This is a genomic window from Marisediminicola senii (assembly GCF_011057645.1).
Lineage (GTDB): Bacteria > Actinomycetota > Actinomycetes > Actinomycetales > Microbacteriaceae > Marisediminicola > Marisediminicola senii.
In genome coordinates, this window is sequence record NZ_JAALGE010000038.1 from 1 (window position 1) to 19,419 (window position 19,419).

The 19,419-nt window shown below is 66.1% G+C and carries 19 protein-coding genes; 5 read left to right on the forward strand and 14 right to left on the reverse strand.

Translation table 11 applies throughout. The annotated features are described in order from the left end of the window. Window positions 1–255 precede the first annotated feature (255 nt). Window positions 256–846 (reverse strand): dienelactone hydrolase family protein, encoded by a 591-nt coding sequence (locus G5S38_RS11535; protein WP_165068724.1) that lies wholly within the window; start codon window positions 844–846, stop codon window positions 256–258. A gap of 147 nt (window positions 847–993) precedes the next feature. Here G5S38_RS11535 and G5S38_RS11540 point away from each other — a divergent pair, with 147 nt between their 5' ends. Both G5S38_RS11540 and G5S38_RS11545 read left to right on the forward strand, forming a co-directional pair. After that, entirely contained in the window at window positions 994–1,596 is a 603-nt protein-coding gene (locus G5S38_RS11540) for a dihydrofolate reductase family protein (RefSeq protein ID WP_165068726.1), read from the forward strand. A 125-nt stretch (window positions 1,597–1,721) separates the two neighbouring features. Then, window positions 1,722–2,003, forward strand: a complete 282-nt coding sequence (locus G5S38_RS11545; RefSeq protein ID WP_165068728.1) for a three-helix bundle dimerization domain-containing protein — start codon at window positions 1,722–1,724, stop codon at window positions 2,001–2,003. 29 nt (window positions 2,004–2,032) lie between these two features. Here the strand turns inward: G5S38_RS11545 and G5S38_RS11550 are convergent, their stop codons facing one another. From G5S38_RS11550 to G5S38_RS11560, 3 genes are all read right to left on the reverse strand, one after another. Continuing rightward, complete coding sequence (locus G5S38_RS11550) at window positions 2,033–2,548, reverse strand: TspO/MBR family protein (protein ID WP_165068730.1); 516 nt, start codon at window positions 2,546–2,548, stop codon at window positions 2,033–2,035. A 117-nt stretch (window positions 2,549–2,665) separates the two neighbouring features. After that, entirely contained in the window at window positions 2,666–3,445 is a 780-nt protein-coding gene (locus tag G5S38_RS11555) for an EAL domain-containing protein (RefSeq protein WP_235929037.1), read from the reverse strand. Window positions 3,446–3,580: 135 nt separating this feature from the next. Next, window positions 3,581–3,907, reverse strand: coding sequence for a DUF7882 family protein (locus tag G5S38_RS11560; protein ID WP_165068732.1), 327 nt, complete (start codon window positions 3,905–3,907; stop codon window positions 3,581–3,583). Between the two features lie 190 nt (window positions 3,908–4,097). On the opposite strand from G5S38_RS11560, the gene G5S38_RS11565 reads away from it, so the two are divergent. Both G5S38_RS11565 and G5S38_RS11570 read left to right on the forward strand, forming a co-directional pair. Then, on the forward strand, window positions 4,098–4,376 hold the full coding sequence (locus G5S38_RS11565; protein WP_165068735.1) for a hypothetical protein: 279 nt from the start codon (window positions 4,098–4,100) through the stop codon (window positions 4,374–4,376). A 297-nt stretch (window positions 4,377–4,673) separates the two neighbouring features. After that, complete coding sequence (locus tag G5S38_RS11570) at window positions 4,674–6,200, forward strand: LPXTG cell wall anchor domain-containing protein (RefSeq protein WP_165068738.1); 1,527 nt, start codon at window positions 4,674–4,676, stop codon at window positions 6,198–6,200. Between the two features lie 116 nt (window positions 6,201–6,316). Here G5S38_RS11570 and G5S38_RS11575 read toward each other — a convergent pair whose 3' ends face one another. From G5S38_RS11575 to G5S38_RS11615, 9 genes are all read right to left on the reverse strand, one after another. After that, window positions 6,317–7,783 (reverse strand): rhamnulokinase, encoded by a 1,467-nt coding sequence (locus G5S38_RS11575; protein WP_165068740.1) that lies wholly within the window; start codon window positions 7,781–7,783, stop codon window positions 6,317–6,319. Next, entirely contained in the window at window positions 7,780–9,816 is a 2,037-nt protein-coding gene (locus G5S38_RS11580; protein ID WP_165068743.1) for a bifunctional aldolase/short-chain dehydrogenase, read from the reverse strand. Before G5S38_RS11580 ends, G5S38_RS11575 begins: the two co-directional genes overlap by 4 nt. 91 nt (window positions 9,817–9,907) lie before the next feature. Continuing rightward, window positions 9,908–11,080 carry an L-rhamnose isomerase gene (gene rhaI, locus G5S38_RS11585; protein ID WP_165068746.1) on the reverse strand — a complete coding sequence of 391 codons (1,173 nt, stop codon included), beginning with the start codon at window positions 11,078–11,080 and terminating at the stop codon, window positions 9,908–9,910. Between the two features lie 102 nt (window positions 11,081–11,182). Beyond that, complete coding sequence (locus G5S38_RS11590; RefSeq protein WP_165068748.1) at window positions 11,183–12,613, reverse strand: L-fucose/L-arabinose isomerase family protein; 1,431 nt, start codon at window positions 12,611–12,613, stop codon at window positions 11,183–11,185. Beyond that, window positions 12,610–12,951: an L-rhamnose mutarotase gene (locus tag G5S38_RS11595; RefSeq protein WP_165068751.1), complete on the reverse strand. Its 342-nt coding sequence runs from the start codon at window positions 12,949–12,951 to the stop codon at window positions 12,610–12,612. Before G5S38_RS11595 ends, G5S38_RS11590 begins: the two co-directional genes overlap by 4 nt. A gap of 66 nt (window positions 12,952–13,017) precedes the next feature. Next, the gene (rhaS, locus tag G5S38_RS11600) at window positions 13,018–14,094 is read right to left on the reverse strand and encodes a rhamnose ABC transporter substrate-binding protein (protein ID WP_165068754.1); all 1,077 of its coding nucleotides are present in this window, start codon (window positions 14,092–14,094) and stop codon (window positions 13,018–13,020) included. A gap of 68 nt (window positions 14,095–14,162) precedes the next feature. Further along, window positions 14,163–15,269: an ABC transporter permease gene (locus tag G5S38_RS11605; protein ID WP_165068757.1), complete on the reverse strand. Its 1,107-nt coding sequence runs from the start codon at window positions 15,267–15,269 to the stop codon at window positions 14,163–14,165. After that, window positions 15,262–16,326, reverse strand: coding sequence for an ABC transporter permease (locus G5S38_RS11610; protein WP_165068759.1), 1,065 nt, complete (start codon window positions 16,324–16,326; stop codon window positions 15,262–15,264). Before G5S38_RS11610 ends, G5S38_RS11605 begins: the two co-directional genes overlap by 8 nt. Then, the gene (locus G5S38_RS11615; RefSeq protein WP_165068762.1) at window positions 16,323–17,849 is read right to left on the reverse strand and encodes a sugar ABC transporter ATP-binding protein; all 1,527 of its coding nucleotides are present in this window, start codon (window positions 17,847–17,849) and stop codon (window positions 16,323–16,325) included. Before G5S38_RS11615 ends, G5S38_RS11610 begins: the two co-directional genes overlap by 4 nt. Before the next feature lie 216 nt (window positions 17,850–18,065). On the opposite strand from G5S38_RS11615, the gene G5S38_RS11620 reads away from it, so the two are divergent. After that, on the forward strand, window positions 18,066–19,079 hold the full coding sequence (locus tag G5S38_RS11620; protein WP_165068764.1) for a LacI family DNA-binding transcriptional regulator: 1,014 nt from the start codon (window positions 18,066–18,068) through the stop codon (window positions 19,077–19,079). A 50-nt stretch (window positions 19,080–19,129) separates the two neighbouring features. Here the strand turns inward: G5S38_RS11620 and G5S38_RS11625 are convergent, their stop codons facing one another. Next, on the reverse strand, window positions 19,130–19,417 hold the full coding sequence (locus G5S38_RS11625; protein ID WP_165068767.1) for a hypothetical protein: 288 nt from the start codon (window positions 19,415–19,417) through the stop codon (window positions 19,130–19,132). Window positions 19,418–19,419 lie beyond the last annotated feature (2 nt).

The following is a 19,419-nucleotide window of genomic DNA, read 5'->3' on the forward strand; positions in this document are numbered from 1 at the left end:
CGCCAGATCCCGCCTCACCCTCGTCCCCGACACCGGAACCGAGGTGACCACCGAACCCGCCCTCGGACTCAGCGCCTAACCCCCAAACCGAAGGACACCGCTACACCACCACCGGGGACTTGACCCGTCTGGAAGGGTCGGGCATCGAGGTCCGCCGGTTACGGAGGCGATGACGTCCGTCGGCGCCGCGGCGTTGTTACCGGACCGCGGGTGACCATCGTGCCCTGGAGTCGCGTGTGCAGGTGCGTGCGTTAGTCAGGTGTAGGTGTCGACGCGGGCGAGGAACGCGAGCACGCGCTGCGTCAGGAGTGCGGTCGCTTCGGCGTCGAATGACGTGAGCGAGTCGTCTTCGAAGGGGTGTCGGTCCCCGGGGTAGAGGAATAGCTCGGCGCCCGGCACGGTGGCGACGATCTCGCGCGCGGCGTCGATGTCGCCCTCGCCGACGAAGAACTCGTCTGCGTCTGCTCCGTGGATCTGTACGGGCACACCGTCGGGCCAGGGGCCGAACGCCCATTCGCCGGTGATCGGGATGGCGGACTCGATCAGCACGGCGCCTCGCGCGCCAGGCCTGGTCTGGGCGAGGCGCTGCGCGTGCATCACGCCCGAGGACACCCCGATGTAGACCACATCTTGCGGCAGTCGCTCGACTTCTTCGCGTGCGCGGGCGTCCACGTCGACGGCGCCCGATCGGCGAAACGCTGCGCCCTCGTCGATCGTGTCGAACACGCGACCGTCGTAGAGATCAGGGGTGTGCGTGTCGTGCCCTGCCGCTCGGATGGTGTCGGCGAGCCGACGCAACCCGGGAGTCAAGCCGTGGATGTGATGGAACATGATGACGGTCGCCACCCCGGGCCTCCTCGAAAAGAATGAATGGACACTGCTGAATGTTGCGAAATGCTGGTCGATAGTCAACCCGCTACGCCGGACTGCCCATCACCAGTCCGGCAACGGCACGCATGAAAGAACGACATGCGAGGGAAAGGAGAACCCGATATGCCCGCGACGTACACCTGGGATGTCTTCTCGACGCTGGACGGTTATGGCTCATTCGACCCCGCATCGGGCGGCGTCGACTGGGGCGGGTACTGGTCGAAACAGGGACCCGAGCTGCTCGAGTGGCGTGCTCGGCGCTTCGAGACACCCCAACGGATGGTCTACGGGGCGACCACTTTTCGTGAGATGGCTGGAATATTCACGGCCGGGCTCGATCCGAACGCCCTGGATGAGTGGAACGTGCGCCTGCTGCAGATGCCCGCGACCGTCATTTCCTCCTCCCTCACCGACACTGTCGGGTGGCCGAACGCCACGATCGAACGCGGCGACGCCGTGGACATCATCCGTCGGCTCAAGAGAAGCTCCGATCTGCCGCTTCGGTCCCAAGCCAGCCTGTCGCTCAACTGGTCGCTCCTCGCCGCGGGCCTCGTCGACCGCATCGAGGTCACCGTGTTTCCCGTCATCACGGGCCGGACGGGGACCAGCCCGATCTACGCGGGGCTGGGGGATTACGACCTCGAACTCCTTGACAGTCAGACCTTCGACGGTCGCACGCTGGTATTGAGCTATCGCCCCACCCCGCTCGTCGGCACCGGAGGGTGACGGCCTCGCCTCGCGGCCAGCCTTGTGCGGCCTGCGTGGTCAGTCGTGAAGCAAGTCATTCGAATGCATGCAATTCCTATCGATGCTAATTGACCGGTGCCCTGGAAGGGATAGACACTCGGGCGATGACCACGAAGATGAGCGATGAGGACACCGTCCGCCAGGTCGTCGAGAGATTGACCGCAAAGCACCCGGACGTACCGCGCGCCATGATCGAGCAGGTTGCTCGACGTGAATTCCTGGCTTTGGCGGACAGCCCAGTGAAGGACTATCTGGCTGTGCTGACGGAACGCGCCACCCGACGTCATCTCAGTCGACCAGGTGAATCCCCATCAGCCGTTGCAAGAACCGCTGCCTCTGCGGTCATAGATGTGGGTTCTCGGGGTCGTTTCTCCGCTGCCGGGTAGGCAGTTAAGGCGACGCGCCCACCCAAGAGTTACTTCCGCTTCGACAGCCGGTCGAAGACGTCGTCTTTGCTCTTCGCGGCGGTGCCTACGGAGACGTACGAGGCATAGGCGAGCCAGATTAACCGGGGCACGAGTGCCCATCCCGCCGCACGGTCGATTCTCCCGGTTGCGCGGACGCCATGGATGGTGGTGGCAAGTCCCGCGACCGTGTCGACCGCCCCCAGCACCGGGCTGCGTAATCCGAAGTAGAGGCCTGAGAATGCGGCGAACAGAACCCAGCTGACTCCTTCCGACACCAGCGCCTCCCGGCGTCCCGGGGTGCTGGGCGCGGTATTGGCGATGCGCAGATTACTCCACAGTGTCAGGACGTTATTGACCGCCCAGGCTGGGGCGAACAGCCATCCTGGAGGAGAACCAGGGGGCGTACGAAGGCGCTCGTAATAGGTCTCGTCGCCGTTATAGCCGGCGGGGACGGCGCTCGCGATATTGGCGACGATCCCCAGCGCCGCGGCATGGATCCAGGTGTACTTTCCGCGCGCTTTCACGACCCACCTTCCATTTGATGCTTAGGTGACCGAGTGTCTCGGCAGCAGAGACAAATGTCAACCTGCCCAACGGTCTACAGGTCAGGATCAGGCGCTGCCGCTGCTCACTCGGACCACCTAGGCAGCGACGAGATGAACCTGCGGGAGCTCTTCGAAGGCCGGCTTGGCAAACCAATATCCCTGGAACAGGCGAATACCAGCTGCTTTGAGGAAGAGGAACTCTTCTTCGGTCTCGATGCCCTCCGCGAGCACCGTGATGCCCAGCTCATCGGCAATGCCCAGGATTCCGGTGATGACTGCCTGGCGAGCCGGACTGGAATCGACCCCGCGGACGAGCTTCATATCGATCTTCATGAGATCGGGTTGGAAATCGACCAGGAGACCCAGTCCGGCGTGACCGGCGCCGAAGTCGTCGACGGCGGTCGTGAATCCCTGCTTGCGGTACTCCGTGATGATGTTCGTGAGGTGAGCGGTGTCGGTGACTTCCTCATTCTCGGTGAACTCGAACATGATCGACGAGGTCGGAAAGTCGTACCGGCTGGCGGCGTGCAGCGTCGCTCTGAGGCAGGCAGCCGGCTCGTAGACCGCGTTCGGCATGAAGTTGATCGACAGCATCAGATTCTCGCCCGCCGGATATAGGCGGGACGCCAACTCGATGGCTTTCACCCGACAGTCCTGGTCGAAGCGATACTTCTGCTCCGGCGAGATGCGCGACAGGACCTGAAAGGCACCTTCGCCGGACAAGCCTCGAACCAGCGCCTCATAGCCCCAGACACGGTTCTCGACAGCGTCGTAGATCGGCTGAAAGGCCATGCTGAAATCGAAGTCGAGTTTCGGCGACGTCGTGCAGCCACTGCATGCCATACGGATGTTCCCCCCCAAGGTTCCGTCCACCATAAGTCACCGGAGGCACAACGGCCCCATACCCATCGGCGGCCCGCCCACGGTCTTGGCCCGCAGCGCGCAAGGCGGTTTACTTGTCGCTGATTGCGTCCTTGATCAGTCCCTGACCCACAACAGATCGCGCGGACGCTACTCCGAAGGATCCGGCAAGGGCTCGACTTCGCCCTCTTCGGTGACGAAGAGACCATGTGCGGTATTCGCCACGGCGGCCAGATCCTGAAGCCATTCGCGGTTGATCGTCGGGACGCTGTTACCCGAGAACGCATAGTGCAGGTCGGTATATGGGGTTACCCACACCAGTTGCCGGCCGCCCCCCGTACTGGATGGATTGGTCCAGGAGAGGATGAAGGCCTCGGTACGGCGGAGTTTCGCCGTCATCACAATCTGCAGATGGGCAAGCACTCGGTCGTCGAAAGACACTTCGAACCGTGCTGCTCCGTAGATCAATTTGCCCATGCGAGAACTCCAATAATCGTGCAGATAAGCCCACGGGGAACGCCTGTCAAGGTCCTCTCAGTATGCGTGACACTCGCGTACGGTGATTAGCATCGCCCGTCAGGTAGAGATTCGACCGAGTTCGCCAAACCCTGGGCATCCCGTTATGTTGCGGAATATCGCGGGATCAGATGAGGGGGCCACCGCGCACATGAAACTCCACACGGTCGTCATCGGTACGCACGTTTTTACCCTGCCGTCGGACGTCGATCTTCCCGCCCTGCAGGATTCACTCACCGACACGGTGCTTCGCGGCGGCGGGATAGTCCGCATTCCCAGCATCGATGCTGAGGAGGTGAGCGTGCTCGTGTCGCCCGGACTGCCCATGATTTTTCGCGAGCGGCTCCTGCCAGAAGCGGACTCCGACGGGGCCGAGAACGGCAACGTGCATGCGATCTATTGGGATGACATCGACGGGGAATTCTCGTAACGGGCGCCTCGCTATTCGTGTCACCGGTCCGGCGGGACCATCAGTCAGACACCGCGAAACAGCCTCACTTTCCTTCTGCTGTTGTAAAGCGCGGACTCGGCGAGACGGCCCGCCCCTCGTTGTGGGGGATGCCGGTAGCTATCGCCACTCACAGCAGATTGATAGCGTGAGGAATATTGCGTTTTCCGCAATTTCCGCGGCGGATGCCGTTCTGCCGGTCTGGACGACGCTTTCGATGGTGTGAGCACCGGGGTCTGCGAACGGCGACTGTGTCCGTTCTCATACAAAGGATTCCTTGTGCCTCGACACACTTTCTGGAGGCGGGCTCTCGCCGTGCCTGCTGCCCTCGCGCTGGCCCTCGGAGGTGTCGCCGTCGCCACGACGTCCGCATCGGCCGCGCCCGCCGGTCTGACGATCACCTCACCGGTCGAGGGGTCGACCGTCGATTCCCGAACCGTCACCATCACCGGTTCCGTTTACGGCGGTTCGACCGTCATCGTCTACGCAGCAGATGGAACGACCGAACTCGAGCGCACCAACCCCGGTGGCTCGTTGGGTGAGCCGACGCCATACACGGTGACCCTCCCGGCTTATGCATCCGACGCCAGCACCGCTCAGACCGTGCGGGTCGGCGGCATCTACGGTGCCAGCGGCATCCCACAGGTCACGCTCAATTTCTCCCTCCCAGAGGTGGCCCCGGTCTTCTCGGTGACGAGCCCGACCAATGGGCAGACCGTTGACTCTCGCACGGTGACCTTCACCGGTATCGGTACGAACGGTTCGACCGTGAACGTGCTCGACACCGATGGCAACCGGGTCACCGGAACCACCGCTGCTGTGGTCGTGGACGGCGCCTGGTCGACGACGGGTACCTACGCCGCTGATGCTGTGGTGAGCCAGACCGTGAACGTCAACCAGGTCACCGGTGGAGCCGGCCGAGGCAACGCCACGGTCACCTTCACTCTGCCTGCCGCTGTACCTGTGTCGAACTTCTCGGTGACGAGCCCGACCAATGGGCAGACCGTTGACTCTCGCACGGTGACCTTCACCGGTACCGGTACGAACGGTTCGACCGTGAACGTGCTCGACACCGATGGCAACCGGGTCACCGGAACCACCGCTGCTGTGGTCGTGGACGGCGCCTGGTCGACGACGGGTACCTACGCCGCTGATGCTGTGGTGAGCCAGACCGTGAACGTCAACCAGGTCACCGGCGGAGCCGGCCGAGGCAACGCCACGGTCACCTTCACCCTGCCCGCCGCTGCACCTGTCGAGCCCATCACCCTGGATGCCCCGACCATCACCAGCCCGACCGAGGGTGAGGTCGTCACGGGCGACCAGGTCACCTTCGAGGGAACCGGCACCCTGGAGGCCTTCATCGGCCTGGTGGTTGCGCCGACCGACCTCCTCGCGGACCTCGCGACCGAGCAGCCCCTCACTCCTGCCGCCGCCCCGGAGAACCCTGCCGACCCGATCCCGGTCGGAGCGGACGGAACCTGGAGCGTGACTCTTGCCCTCGAGCCCGGTGAGTATGCCGCCGTCGCCATCCAGTCGGCTACCGAGGCCCCGACCGACGCGAGCGAGATTTCGGAACCGTCTGAGCCGGTGACCTTCACCCTTGAAGCCGCCGCCGCGCCGACGGCCCCCGCGGGAACGCCGGGCGCCGGTGGAGCCACTCCCGTCACGGTGAACCCCACCACGCGGCCGTCCGCACTTGCTTCGACGGGTAGCGACGATGTCTCGGCGTTCGTCGGTCTCGGAGCGCTCCTCGCGCTGACCGGTACCGCTCTGGTGTTCGGCGCCCGTCGTCGTATCGCTAGCTAACGCCGCGCTGGACTGACTCCGCGCTGGACTGACTCCGCACAGGGGACGTGCCACGACGAACCGTCGTGGCACGTCCCCTGTGTCATTTGCGGGGGTTGAGTCCTGCCGTGGCTGCGTCAGCGAATGCGGGGCCGGTACGTACGGGGAGGCATCGACCGAGTCACCAGCGCCCGCAGGGCTTCGAGGTCGCCCATGATGAACCCGCGCGCCCGCGCCTGCACGAGCACATTGCCGATGGCCGTCGCCTCGACCGGGCCGGCGAGCACCGGGAGCCCGGAGCGATCGGCGATGGCCTGGCACAGCAGCGCATTCTGAGACCCTCCGCCGACGATGTGGATGATGTCGACGCGCTTGTTGGCAAGGGTGCTCGCGGCAGCAACGGTGCCGGCGAACGCGGCCGCCAGGCTGTCGATGATGCTGCGCACGAATTCGGCGGGGGATGCGGGCACCCGTCCTCCCCGCTCGCGGCAGAGCTCCGAGATGCGTGACGGCATGTCTCCGGGGGGCAGCAGCCGCGGGTCGTCGGCGTCGAACACGGTCACCGGCGTGGTCACGGCGGCGGCAGCATCCAGCAAAGCGTGTAAATCGACGGCAGGCCCGTCGCGTTCCCAGTGGCGCACCGACTCGCTGAGCAACCAGAGCCCCATCACGTTGTGCAGGAACCTGATGCGGCCGTCGACCCCACCCTCGTTAGTGAAGTTCGCGGCGGCGGCGTCGGGAGTCAGCACGGGCGAGTCGAGTTCGACCCCGACGAGCCCCCAGGTGCCGCACGAGATGTAGGCGAAGTGCTCGGTCGTCGCGGGAACGGCGACCACGGCCGACGCGGTGTCGTGCGACCCGACGGCGATCACGTCGAGTGGGCGGGTGGCATCGATGCCGAGGTCGTTTCGCACCTGGCCCGAAACCGGCCCGATGGTGTTTCCGGCGTCGACGAGCGGGGGCAGGATGCCGCGGGCCAGGCCAAGGCGCGCGATGAGCTGGTCGTTCCACTCGCGGGTGCGCACGTCGAGCAGCCCGGTCGTCGACGCGTTCGTGCGTTCGGCGACCGCGACTCCCGTGAGCCAGAACGCAATGAGGTCGGGGATGAGCAGCGCGGTGTCGGCGAGGTCGAGCATGCCGGCGGCCTGGTCGGCGACGAACTGGAATGCGGTGTTGAACGGCAGGTGCTGCAGGCCGCTCGCGGCGGAGAGCTCGTCACGCGGCACGAGGGAGTGCGTGCGCTCCACCGCGCTCGCCGTGCGCCCGTCCCGGTAGTGGTAGGGCGTGCCCAGCATCCGTCCCCCGCGCATGAGCGCGTAGTCGACCGCCCAGGAGTCGATGCCGATGCTGGAGAGACCTGGCTCGTCGCGGGCCGCGACACCGAGGCCCGCGAGCACGTTGCGGTAGAGCTCGAGGATGTTCCAGTGCAGGCCGTCGGCGGTGCGCACCGGGGTGTTCGGAAACCGTGCGATGTGCCGGAGCGTGATGGCGTGCGGGGTGACGTACCCGAGGATGACGCGGCCGCTCGTCGCGCCGAGGTCGACCGCGGCGACCACTCCGGGTGACGCGCCCGCGCCCTCGGAGGCCCCCGCCGCCTCGGTCATCGCAGGAACGCGGCAGCGACACCGGCATCCACCGGGATGTGCAGCCCGGTGGTGTGCGACAGGTCGCTCGTGCACAGCACGAACACCGCGTTCGCCACGTTCTCGGGCAGCACCTCGCGCTTGAGCAGCGTGCGCTGGGCGTAGTACTTGCCCAGATCTTCTTCTGGCACGCCGTAGACCGCGGCCCGCTTCGCACCCCAGCCGCCGGCGAAAATGCCGGAGCCGCGCACGACACCGTCTGGATTGATGCCGTTCACCTTGACCCCGTGCTCGCCGAGCTCGGCGGCGAGCAAGCGCACCTGGTGGGCTTGGTCGGCCTTGGTCGCGGAATAGGCGATGTTGTTTGGCCCGGCGAACACCGAGTTCTTGCTCGAGATGTAGATGATGTCGCCGCCGAGTTTCTGGTCGATGAGCACGCGCGCCGCGGCGCGGGAGACCAGGAAGGATCCCTTGGCCATCACATCGTGCTGGAGGTCCCAGTCGGCCACAGTCGTCTCGAGCAGCGACTTCGACAGCGACAGCCCGGCGTTGTTCACGACGAGGTCGAGGCCTCCGAAAGCGAGCAGGGCGGCGTCGATGGATGCCTGCACCGCCGTCTCGTCCACCACATTCGCTTCGACGCCCACGGCGACATCGGGGCCGCCGATCTCGGACGCCGCCGCCTGCGCCTTGGCGAGGTCGAGGTCGGCGATCACGACGCAGGCGCCCTCGGCGGCGAGCCGGGTGGCGATGGCCTTGCCGATGCCGGATGCTGCGCCGGTGACGAGCGCGATGCGGCCGGCGAGGGGCTTGGGCTTCGGCATCCGCTGCAGCTTCGCCTCCTCCAGCGCCCAGTACTCAATGCCGAACTTCTCTTCGTCGCTGATCGGCGCATAGGTGGAGAGCGCTTCGGCGCCGCGCATCACGTTGATCGCGTTGACATAGAACTCGCCCGCGACGCGCGCGGTCTGCTTGTTGGGGCCGTAGGAGAACATGCCGACGCCGGGTACCAGCACGATGGCGGGGTCGGCGCCGCGGATGGCGGGGGAGGCGGTCGTCGCGTACCGGTCGTAGTACGCCTGATAGTCGGCGCGGTACTCGGTGTGCAAGGTGGTGAGCCGGTCGATGGACTGCTGCACCGTGGCGTCCGCCGGCAGGTCGAGCACGAGGGGCTTCACCTTCGTGCGCAAGAAGTGGTCGGGGCAGCTCGTGCCCAGCGCGGCGAGCCTCGGGTGCTCGGACGACGCGAGGAAGTCGGTGACCACGGCATCCTCGGTGAAGTGCCCGACCATCGGCCGGTCGGTGGAGACCAGCCCGCGGATCGTCGCCGCGAGCGCAGCGGCCTTGGCGCGGCGTTGTGTCTCGGGGAGGGCCGCGAACCCGTCGAGCGGGGCACCGAATGGGTCGGGCCGGCCGTGCTCGGCGATGAACGCCGTCGCGCCCTCGATGATCCACGTGGAGTTCGCCTCGGCCTCGTCGCTGGTGTCGCCCCACGCGGTGATGCCGTGCCCGCCGAGGATGCACCCGATCGCTGCGGGGTTCGCGGTCTTGATCGCCGCGATGTCTTCCCCGAGCTGCCACCCGGGGCGACGCCACGGAACCCACACGACTTTCTCGCCGAAGGCGCGCGCGGTGAGCTGTTCGCCGTCGGCCGCCGTCGCGATGGCGATGCCGGCATCGGGATGCAGGTGGTCGACGTGGGCCGCGTCGACCAACCCGTGCATCGCGGTGTCGATCGACGGCGCCGCACCGCCCTTGCCGTGCAGCGTGTAGTCGAACGCCGCGACCATCTCGTCTTCGCGGTCCACGCCGGGGTAGACCCCAGACAGCGCGCGCAGCCGGTCGAGCCGGAGCACCGCGAGCCCGGCCTCGGCGAGGGTGCCGAGGTCGCCACCGGACCCCTTCACCCAGAGCAGGTCGACGGGCTCCCCGGTCACCGGGTCGACGTCTGTGCCCTTCGCCGAGGTGTTGCCTCCCGCGAAGTTGGTGTTGCGGGGATCGGCGCCCAGGCGGTTGGAGCGGGCGATGAGCTCGGCAGCGGTGGGGTTGGTCATGGTCGGATGCTCCAGGTGGGCGTGACGATGGGTGTGACTGTGGGTGTCTCAGTGGGTATGGATGCGTGGGGCGCGGCGGTACGCGAAGGAGTCATGCTCCCCAGCCAGCCTGGGTGCCGCCGACGCGCTCCTCGGTTGTGGCGGCCTGGTACCCGCTCGCCGCGAACGCCGTCATCGGATCGGCGGGCAGGCCGCGGCTCTCGCGCGAGTCGGCGAGCAACGGACGCACATCGGTGTAGAACGCATCCATGTAGACCGCGTTGGCGCCGAGCACGTCGTTCGCCTCCTGCGCCGCATCGAGTGCGGCCCGGTCGATCAGCAACGCCCGCGCGGTCATCTCCTGCACGTTGAGCACGGAGCGGATCTGCCCGGGAATCTTGGCCTCGATGTTGTGGCACTGGTCGAGCATGAACGCGACCGTCGAGTCCTCCGCCATCCCGCCACCGCGGATGACCTCGGCGATGATGCGGAACAACTGGAACGGGTCGGCCGCACCCACGATGAGGTCGTCATCGGCGTAGAAGCGCGAATTGAAGTCGAACGAGCCGAGCTTCTTCAGGCGCAGCAACTGCGCCACGATGAACTCGATGTTGGTGCCGGGGGCGTGGTGTCCGGTGTCGAGGCAGACGAGTGCGCGCTCGCCGAGGGCGGCCACCTGCACATAGGAGGTACCCCAGTCGGGAACGTCCATGTGGTAGAAACTCGGCTCGAAGAACTTGTACTCCAGCACTACGCGCTGGTCGGTGCCGAGCCGCTCGTAGATGGTTGCCAGCGACTCCGCCAGGTGGTCCTGGCGGCGGCGGATGTCGTCCTGGCCCGGGTAGTTGGTGCCGTCGGCGAGCCAGATCTTGAGGTCGCGCGAGCCGGTCTCATTCATCACGTCGATGCAGTCGAAGTGGTGGTCGATCGCGCGGCGGCGCACCGCCGGATCGGTGGAGGCGAGGCTGCCGAACTTGTATTCCTCGTCCTGGAAGGTGTTGGAGTTGATCGTGCCGAGGTCGACTCCGTGGTCGATGGCGAAGGCGCGCAGGGCCGCGTAGTCGTCGACCCGGTCCCACGGAATGTGCAGGGCGACAGTCGGCGCCAGCCCGGTGACCCTATTCACCTGGGCCGCGTCGGCGATCTTCTCCTGTGGCGTGCGCGGGGTGCCCGGAGTGGTGAACACCCGAAAGCGCGTGCCCGAATTACCGAACGCCCATGACGGCAACTCGATGGCCTGCCTCTCGAGGGTCGGCGTGATGGCGGCGAAGTCAGTGGTGGTCATGGGTTCCTGAACTCTCTGTCGAACGAGAACTGACCTCGCGCAACGCTGCAATGAATCGTTTCACAATCGGGTGGTGGAGAGTGCCGTGCTCGTGTCATCACCTCACACCTCGCGGTAGTCGATGCCCAGGAGGCTCGCGGCGGCGCGGATGTCGGCCGCCCGGTGCCCGATCGACAGTGCCCAGTGGTGGCCGGTTCCGGTGGTGCTCCAGACGTCGACCCACTCGCCGGGCGGCATGCCGAAATCGACCCTCGACGTCGTGTTGCCGATGGCCAGGAGGGGGCCGGGAACGACCTCGCCCTCGGACGCGATGAAGCTGTATCGGCCGTCGAGGTCTTGCCCGATGGCGAAGGTGGTGACGGGTCCCGGGGTGACGTCGAACTCGACGCTCACACCGAATCCCCGCTTGCCGTGGAACACGCCGAGGCCGCGGAGCAGTGGTTTGCGGGCACTGACGGCGAGGTGCGCTGGGCCGTCGTGGCCCATCTCTACGACGTTGTCGGTGAAGTTGATGGCCTGGATCTCGGTGAAGGATCCGCCCGCACCCATGGCCTGGGAGGCGAGCATGGCGAGCGACGTGCGCAGTTCGTATTCCCCGGCCATCGGTACTCCGCGGGCGGTTTGGATGGATGCACCGAGGATCATGCCCGCACCGATGCGCTCGTGCATCTCGCCGCCGAGCCCGCGGTGGTAGTAGGCGAGGGAATCGAGCTCGAAGTCGTCGACCAGCCGGTCGAGCGCCACCGAGACGGTTGCGGCCCAGGCCAGGTCGTCGGCATCGACGGTCTCGTCGAGGGTGAAGAGCCGCCTGGCGAGTGCGACGCGCTCGACGACCTGCGAGTCGGCGACGTCGTCAACTCTCACCCGGAGGTCGTCGAACTCGAGTACCTCGACGTGGGTGCCGAACTGGGTCGACACCAGGGTGAGGTCGGTCGAGACATCCAACATTCCCGGGTAGAGGTGCCCCATGAGCCCGCTTCGCGCCGACCGAAGCGTCGCACGAACGGCCGCAGCGGTGACCCATTGGGTGATGCGCGCCCATGCGCCCTCGTCATGCAGGTATCCCGTGACGGAACGGAATTCGAGCCCCGCCCGCCGAAAGACATTGGCGACTTCAGGGACCGCGCACTGGCCGCAGTAGGCGAGCCATTCACCGGTGCCGAAAGTCGCATGGTCCATCGATTCGGTGGGCTGCAGGTTGATCACGAGCACCGGCGTTTTGGTGCGCTGTGCGATGGGGAGCACCATCGACGATGTGAGGTAGGTAGTGAGGAACATGACGATGAGGTCGCAGTCGCCGACACGCAGTGTCTCGGCGGCGGTGGTGGCGTCGTTCGCGTCGGAGACGAAGCCGGCGTCGACGACGTCTGCGTCGAGGGCAGTCAACCGGTCGGAGACGTAGCGAGCGGATTGCTGCAGCTGGGGGAGGAGCGCGGGAAACTGCGGCCAGTATGCAGCCAGGCCTCCAGCGACGAGGCCGACTCGCGGGCGACGCCGGTGAGCCGGCGGGAGGAGATCGGTGGCGGTCGTCATGCCCGGTCCCCGAGCTGGTCCTCGAGGTGGAAGATCTCGGTAAGCGGCCGCATCGCCTCGTCGGGTCGGGTGCCATCGAGTGCCACGAAATAGTCGGCCATGGCCGCCTGCCACCGTGCGTTCACCTCGGTCTCGGCCATTGCGCGCTGGGCCGCGTCGAAGTCCTCGGTCTCGAGGTAGCCCACGAGCACGCCATCATCGCCGAGGAACAGGGAATAGTTATTCCACCCGGAGTCCTTGAGCGCACACAGCATGTCGGGCCACACCGCGGCGTGTGCTTCGCGGTAGTCGGCGAGCTTGTCGCGTCGCACCCTGAGGAGGAAGGAGATCCGTTGCATCACGGGCCTTTCGGTTGGCGGGTGGGGGAGTGGCGCGGTGGCCAATCCCCCACCCGCGGGGACCAGTTAGAAGTCGTAGTCGTCGATGTTGTCGGCGTTGAACTCGGTGGGCGGGCCGACGATGACGATGCCGCCCTCACCGACCTCCTTCTCCCCGAGGTCTCCGGCTTCGAATGTGTCACCCACGGCGCCGGTGATGGTGCCGTCTGCGAGTGCCTGGCCCGCGTACGCGGCCACGTAACCGAGCTGTGCCGGGTCCCAGAGGGCGAATTCCTGGACCGTGCCGTCCTTCACGAACTCCCGCATTTCATTGGGAAGCCCGAGGCCGACAAGCGCGATCTGACCCTTGTATTCCGACGTGGAGAGGTATCGCGCGGTTGCGGCGATCCCCACCGTGGTGGGTGAGATGATTCCCTTGAGGTTCGGGTAAGCCGAGACGAGTCCCTGGGCCTCCTGGAACGACTTGGCATCGTCATCGTCGCCATACACCTTCGCGACGAGGTCGATGTCGGCGTACTCGGGGTTGCTGGCGAGTTCCTCCTCGATGAAGGAGATCCACTCGTTCTGGTTGGTCGCGTTGGCGGTCGCCGACAGGATGGCGATCTCACCGGATCCGCCGATCTGCTCGGCGATCTGCTCCACCTGGATCAGCGCGACATCCTTCGAGACGACCTGCGAGATAAAGACGTCGCGGTAATCGGGGTTGGTGTCGGAGTCGAATGCCACGATCTTGGCGCCGCCGTCGCGGGCCTCCTGCAGTGCGGGGCCGACGGCGTCAGGGTCGTTCGCGGCAATCACGATGACATCTGCGCCCTGCTGGGTGAGCGTGTTGATGAAGCTCACCTGCGACGACGCACTGGCTTCGAGGGGGCCGACGACCTCGTAGGTGCCGCCGATCTCTTCGGTGCCCATCTCGCCGCCGCTGAGCACGACGTCGGTGTATGGGTTGTTCAGTTGCTTCGGCAGGAACGCGATACTGAGCGAGTCGTCGGCCGCGTCGCCGCCTCCGCCGCTGTCGCCAGGGGTCTCGGCGGCACATCCGGTGGCGACGAGAGCGAACGTTGCCGCGATTGCGGCGAAGCTCACGAGGCGTCGCACGCTGTGCGCGGACCCTCGAGCTTCTGTGGGGCGGAGGAACTTCATTGTTTTCCCTTTCTGATGGACCTCACCTGGTGCCAGGTGTCGGGTGATGCGCCGTGTCGATGGGTGGATCAGGAGGCGGGTGCCTTCTGAGGCGTATGGGCGGCCGCTCGCCGGGCATGGGTTCGCGCCCTGGCCCAGTCGACGATGCTCGGAGTGATGACGGATGCCACCAGCAGCGCTCCGGTGACGATGCTGAGTACGACGTCCGACACGCGCGCGAGCCGCAACGTGTAGTTGATGGTGCCGATCAGCAGCACGCCGCAGACCACGCCGGGGATCGAACCCTTGCCACCGAAGATCGACACGCCGCCGAGCAGTACGGCGGCGATGACCGCGAGTTCGATTCCGGTGGCGTTATCGCTGCGAGCACTCGAATAACGCAGGGTCCAGAAGATACCCACGAGCGACGAGATGAAGCCCGTCGAGACAAACAGCCAGAACTTGGCGCGTGCCACCTTGATGCCGACGAACGATGCCGCCTCCGTGCTGTAGCCGAGTGCGAACAGTGACCGGCCGAAGGGTGTGAGGTGCAGCAGGACCCCGAAGAACACGGCCACGGCGAGCACGACGACCATGACGACCGGAATACCGGTCGCGCCGATCTTCGACGTCGCGAAGCTGGTGAGCTCGGGGGGAAAGTTGGCAATGGCGTTATCGCCAATGACGACGAGCGCGAACCCGCGGTACAGGGCGAGTGTGCCGATGGTCACGGCGAGGGAGGGGAGCCCGAGCACGGTCACCAGCAGCCCGTTGAACGCGCCAAGCACGATTCCCAGGGCGAGGCAGATGACGAACACCAGGGCTATGGGTACCCCGGCCGCGAACAGTACGCCCATGATGGCGCTGGTGAGGCCGACCGTGCTCGCAACCGACAGGTCGATCTCGCCCGTGATGATGACCAGCGCCATGGGCATGGCGATGAGCAGGATGGGAATGATGTCGAGTAGCAGGAAGCCGACGGTCTGCGTCGACGCGAAATATGGAACCTGGGTGTACGCGTAGATGATGACGGCGACGAGGGCGTAGAAGACACCGGCGTCGCGCGAGAGCACGAGCCGGGTCCAGCGGGGGCGAGCGCGCACCGGCCGGGCGACGGCGGTGGTCGCCGGGGTTCCTGACGCGGGTTCGCGGTCACGGTCGATCGTGGTGGGCTCAGATGTGGTGGGCTCAGACATCGCGCGCCTCGCTCATTCGTAGTTGCCGTGCCCGGTACAGGCTCACTATTCGGTCGATGGTGATGGCCGAGAGGATGAGCACGCCGACGATGGCCTGCTGCCAGAACTTGTCGACCCGCAGTGCCGTGAGTGCGCTGGTGATTGTGGTGAGCAGGAGCGCGCCGATTGCGGCCCCGACCACAGTGCCGCTCCCTCCGAAGATCGCCACTCCGCCGACGACGGCTGCGGCGACGACGTCGAGTTCGAGGCCGGTGCCGGTTGTCGCACCGACGGCGTTGTACCGCGATGCGTAGAGCACCCCGGCGAGGCCGGCGAGGATGCCGCTGGCGATGAATGCCCCGAGTACCCGCCGGGTGACCGGGATTCCGAAGAGCCGGGCCGCTTCCGGATCCGATCCGATGGCGTAGAGGTCGCGTCCGGTGCGGGTGTACGCGAGCACGATCGCGACGCCGATGACGACGACCACGGCCAGCAATGTGATGAGGGGAAACCCGACAACGGTCTGGGTAGACAGGTTGGAGAATCCCCGTGGCCGGTCGCCCGCGAAGTACTGGGTGCCACCCGCCCACGCGTTGTTGACGCCGCGGTAGATGTAGAGAGTGCCGAGGGTGATGACGAGTGCCGGTACTTTCGCAATCGTCACGAGTAGACCGTTTAGTGCTCCCAGTGCCCCGCCGAGCAGCATCCCGGCCAGGAAGACGACTGCGATGGGGATGCCGGGGATATCAGCGAACAGTGTGCCCGTGAGGTAGGCGGTGAGGCCGAGCATCGAGCCGACGGAGAGATCGACGTTGCGGGTGATGATGACGAGTGCCTGGCCGACCGCGAGGATGATCACGATCGTCGCGTTCAGCAGCAGGTCCTTCACCCCTTGCGGGGTGAGAAACAGTGGATTGACCGCGGTCGTCACCACGACGAGCACAATGAGGGCGCTTGCCACCGGAACCTCGCGAGACCGCATCACTTTCGAGAGCGCGGAGCGTCCGATCGACGCCTGCGCGGCGGTGGGTGGTGGAGTGCTGCTGGAGGACGACGGTGACGTCTTCACGTTCGTCATGCGGCGCTTCCTGTCGTGTGGGTGGCTGCGAACATGACGCTCTCTGCCGTCGCGTCGGCGCGATCGATGGTCGCGGTGAGGCGTCCCTCTCGCATCACCAGCACTCGGTCTGCCATGCCGAGCACTTCGGGCAGCTCAGAGCTGATCATGAGTACCGCGATGCCGCGCACTGCGAGATCGGAGATGAGGCGATGAACCTCTGCCTTCGTGCCGACGTCGATTCCGCGGGTCGGCTCGTCGACGATGAGCAGGGTGGGGTCTGTCGCGAGCCACTTCGCGAGGACGACCTTCTGCTGGTTGCCGCCGGAGAGCGTCGAGACCGGGAGGTCGGGGGACGCCGTCTTGACCTGCAGTCGCGACGACCAGTCCGCGCCGGTGCGGCGTTCTCGCCCACCGTCGATGATTCCGAAGCGTGCAAGGGAGCTGCGGAGCGTCAGGGTCGCGTTTCGTGTTACCGACAGTTCCATGACCAGGCCCTGCTTGCGTCGGTCCTCGGGCACCAGTCCGATGCCCGCAGCAATCGAGGCCTGCGGGTCGTGCGGCTTGAGCGGGGCGCCACCGAGGGTCACACTGCCGGCGTCGTAGCGGTCGATACCGAAGATCGCTCGGGCGACCTCGGTGCGTCCCGCTCCCACCAGGCCAGCCAGGCCGACGATCTCTCCTGCGCGCACCGTGAATGACACGTCGTGAAAGACCCCAGCGCGACCGAGACCCGACACCTCGAGAACGGTGTCGCCGATCGTCGCCTCCGCTTTAGGGAACAGGGCGCTGATGTCGCGTCCGACCATCTCGCGAACAATGCGGTCGATAGTGACCGATGTTGTGTCATGAGTGGCGATGAATGCCCCGTCTCGCATCACGGTGATGCGGTCGGAGAGGCCGAATACCTCGTCGAACCGGTGGGAGATGAACAGGATGCCCGCACCGCCATCGCGCAAAGATCGCGCAACTCCGAACAGGCGCTCCACCTCGACGCCGCTGAGTGCCGCCGTCGGTTCGTCCATGATGAGCACGCGGGCGTCGAGGGAGATGGCCTTGGCGATTTCGATGATCTGCTGGTCGGCTATCGAGAGCCCCTCGGCGATGCGGTCGGGGTCGATCGGCACGCCGAGGGTCGAGAACAGTTCGCGTGCCTGCGCCCGCATGGCCTGGCGGCTGATCATTCCGCCGCGACCCCGGGGTTGGCGTCCGATGAAGATGTTCTCCGCCACGGTGAGGTCGGGGAACAGGGTCGGCTCCTGATAGATCACCGAGACACCGGCAGCCTTGCTGTCAGCGGGGGAGCGGAACGCGACGGGTTCGCCGTTCAGTCGGAAGTCGCCGGAATCAGGTTGATGCACGCCCGCGAGCACCTTGATCAGGGTGGACTTTCCCGCACCGTTCTCGCCGACAAGGGCGTGGATCTCGCCAGGGCGGACCTCGATAGTGCCGTCAGCCAGCGCAACCACGGGACCGAACGTCTTGACCGCGTGATGAAGCTCCAGAACCGGGCGGATGCCCGCCGTGGCCGTATTTGTCACCATTGACTCCCGTGCTCGACATCGAGCCCTCACCGAGTATGAATCGTTTCAACTCGTGGGGGAATACTATGGCCGCGGAACGAAAACTCGCAAGTGGCGCGACGAAATCGTGATCACGCGGTGCCGTTGCATCCATCTCGCAAACCTCGCGCCCGGTGTCGGGCGGTCTGACAGTATGGAACGGTTCACTCCCCATATCGATGCAGAGAACGGGACCCCATGGCCGCGACGAGCATTCGTGACGTCGCCTCGCGGGCAGGCGTATCCGTCGGCACCGTCTCCAACGTGATGAACCACCCGGACAAGGTCTCAGCGGCGGTGGCTGAACGGGTGCACGCGGCGATCACCGACTTGGGTTTCGTGCGCAACGACGCGGCGAGGCAGCTTCGTGCTGGCCACAGCCGCACCATAGGGCTGATCGTGTTGGACTCTCGCAACCCGTTCTTCACCGACCTGGCCAGGGGAGCGGAGGACCGTGCGGCGGACTCCGGACTCGTGGTCATGCTCGGAAACAGCGGTGAGGACGTCGCCCGCGAGTCCACCTACCTCGACGTCTTCGAGGAGCAGCGCGTTCGCGGGGTTCTCATCTCGCCGTTCGGCGACGTCACCGCGCGCCTCGAAACCCTGCGACAGCGGGGAACGCGGGCCGTGCTCGTCGATCGTCAGAGCGAGGACGCGCGGTTCAGTTCGGTGTCGGTGGATGACGTCGCTGGCGGTTCGCTCGCGGTCGGGCACCTCATCGCCACCGGGCGTCGCCGCATCGCTTTCGTCGGGGGCCCGTTCGAGATTCGCCAGGTGTGGGAACGTCGCCGCGGAGCCGAGATGGCGGTGGCCGCGGCATCCGGAGTCTCCCTCGAGATCATCGAAGTGCCCGCCCTCACCGTGCTGGCTGGACGGAGCGCGGGAGAGGCGATAGCCGCACGCCCGGCCGCCGATCGACCGGATGCCGTCTTCGCTGCGAACGACCTCGTGGCGATGGGCATTCTGCAGGCCCTCACCATGCGGGGATCGACTGACATCAGCGTTCCGCGCGACATTGCACTCGTCGGGTATGACGACATCGATTTCGCGCGGGCCGCGGTCGTTCCGTTGTCATCGGTGCGTCAGCCCAGCGCGCTCATCGGACAGACCGCTGTCGACATCCTCATGGAGGAGACGTCGGATCCCGCGCTCGAGCCGCGCGCGGTGGTCTTCCAGCCCGAACTGGTCGTGCGCGAGAGCACCGGGACGTAATGCACTCATCGCGGCGGTGCGACGAGCTCGTCGTCCGGTGATGAATACGGTCAGGATGCCGCAGGGTCGGGGCAGCGGTAGTGGGTGCGCGCCGGGGTGCTGTCGATGCGGTGCAGATCCATGCGCTGGTTGCAGAGGGGGCACCGCGGATCGACCTGCGGCGCGTACGGCGCCTCGGGGCGGCCGATCCCGACCTGGGCGGGTCCCGCGTACTTGTAGGTGATGCGGTTCAGGTTGTTGAAGAAACCGGTCTTGCCGTCGTAGGGGTTCATCGAGGGCGGCGTCTGGTCGGGCTCAGACGACTGTGCCGCGTTCTCTCGCCGCTTCTTACGTGTCATAA

Coding starts and splice junctions, on each gene's coding strand:
- G5S38_RS11555 (WP_235929037.1), bottom strand. CDS start 3,445: ATGGTGGACGGAACCTTGGGGGGGAACATCCGTATGGCATGCAGTGGC.
- G5S38_RS11595 (WP_165068751.1), bottom strand. CDS start 12,951: ATGCAACGGATCTCCTTCCTCCTCAGGGTGCGACGCGACAAGCTCGCC.
- G5S38_RS11540 (WP_165068726.1), top strand. CDS start 994: ATGCCCGCGACGTACACCTGGGATGTCTTCTCGACGCTGGACGGTTAT.
- G5S38_RS11605 (WP_165068757.1), bottom strand. CDS start 15,269: ATGTCTGAGCCCACCACATCTGAGCCCACCACGATCGACCGTGACCGC.
- rhaI (WP_165068746.1), bottom strand. CDS start 11,080: ATGACCACCACTGACTTCGCCGCCATCACGCCGACCCTCGAGAGGCAG.
- G5S38_RS11620 (WP_165068764.1), top strand. CDS start 18,066: ATGGCCGCGACGAGCATTCGTGACGTCGCCTCGCGGGCAGGCGTATCC.
- G5S38_RS11590 (WP_165068748.1), bottom strand. CDS start 12,613: ATGACGACCGCCACCGATCTCCTCCCGCCGGCTCACCGGCGTCGCCCG.
- G5S38_RS11575 (WP_165068740.1), bottom strand. CDS start 7,783: ATGACCGAGGCGGCGGGGGCCTCCGAGGGCGCGGGCGCGTCACCCGGA.
- G5S38_RS11615 (WP_165068762.1), bottom strand. CDS start 17,849: ATGGTGACAAATACGGCCACGGCGGGCATCCGCCCGGTTCTGGAGCTT.
- G5S38_RS11625 (WP_165068767.1), bottom strand. CDS start 19,417: ATGACACGTAAGAAGCGGCGAGAGAACGCGGCACAGTCGTCTGAGCCC.
- G5S38_RS11580 (WP_165068743.1), bottom strand. CDS start 9,816: ATGACCAACCCCACCGCTGCCGAGCTCATCGCCCGCTCCAACCGCCTG.
- G5S38_RS11565 (WP_165068735.1), top strand. CDS start 4,098: ATGAAACTCCACACGGTCGTCATCGGTACGCACGTTTTTACCCTGCCG.
- rhaS (WP_165068754.1), bottom strand. CDS start 14,094: ATGAAGTTCCTCCGCCCCACAGAAGCTCGAGGGTCCGCGCACAGCGTG.
- G5S38_RS11610 (WP_165068759.1), bottom strand. CDS start 16,326: ATGACGAACGTGAAGACGTCACCGTCGTCCTCCAGCAGCACTCCACCA.
- G5S38_RS11560 (WP_165068732.1), bottom strand. CDS start 3,907: ATGGGCAAATTGATCTACGGAGCAGCACGGTTCGAAGTGTCTTTCGAC.
- G5S38_RS11545 (WP_165068728.1), top strand. CDS start 1,722: ATGACCACGAAGATGAGCGATGAGGACACCGTCCGCCAGGTCGTCGAG.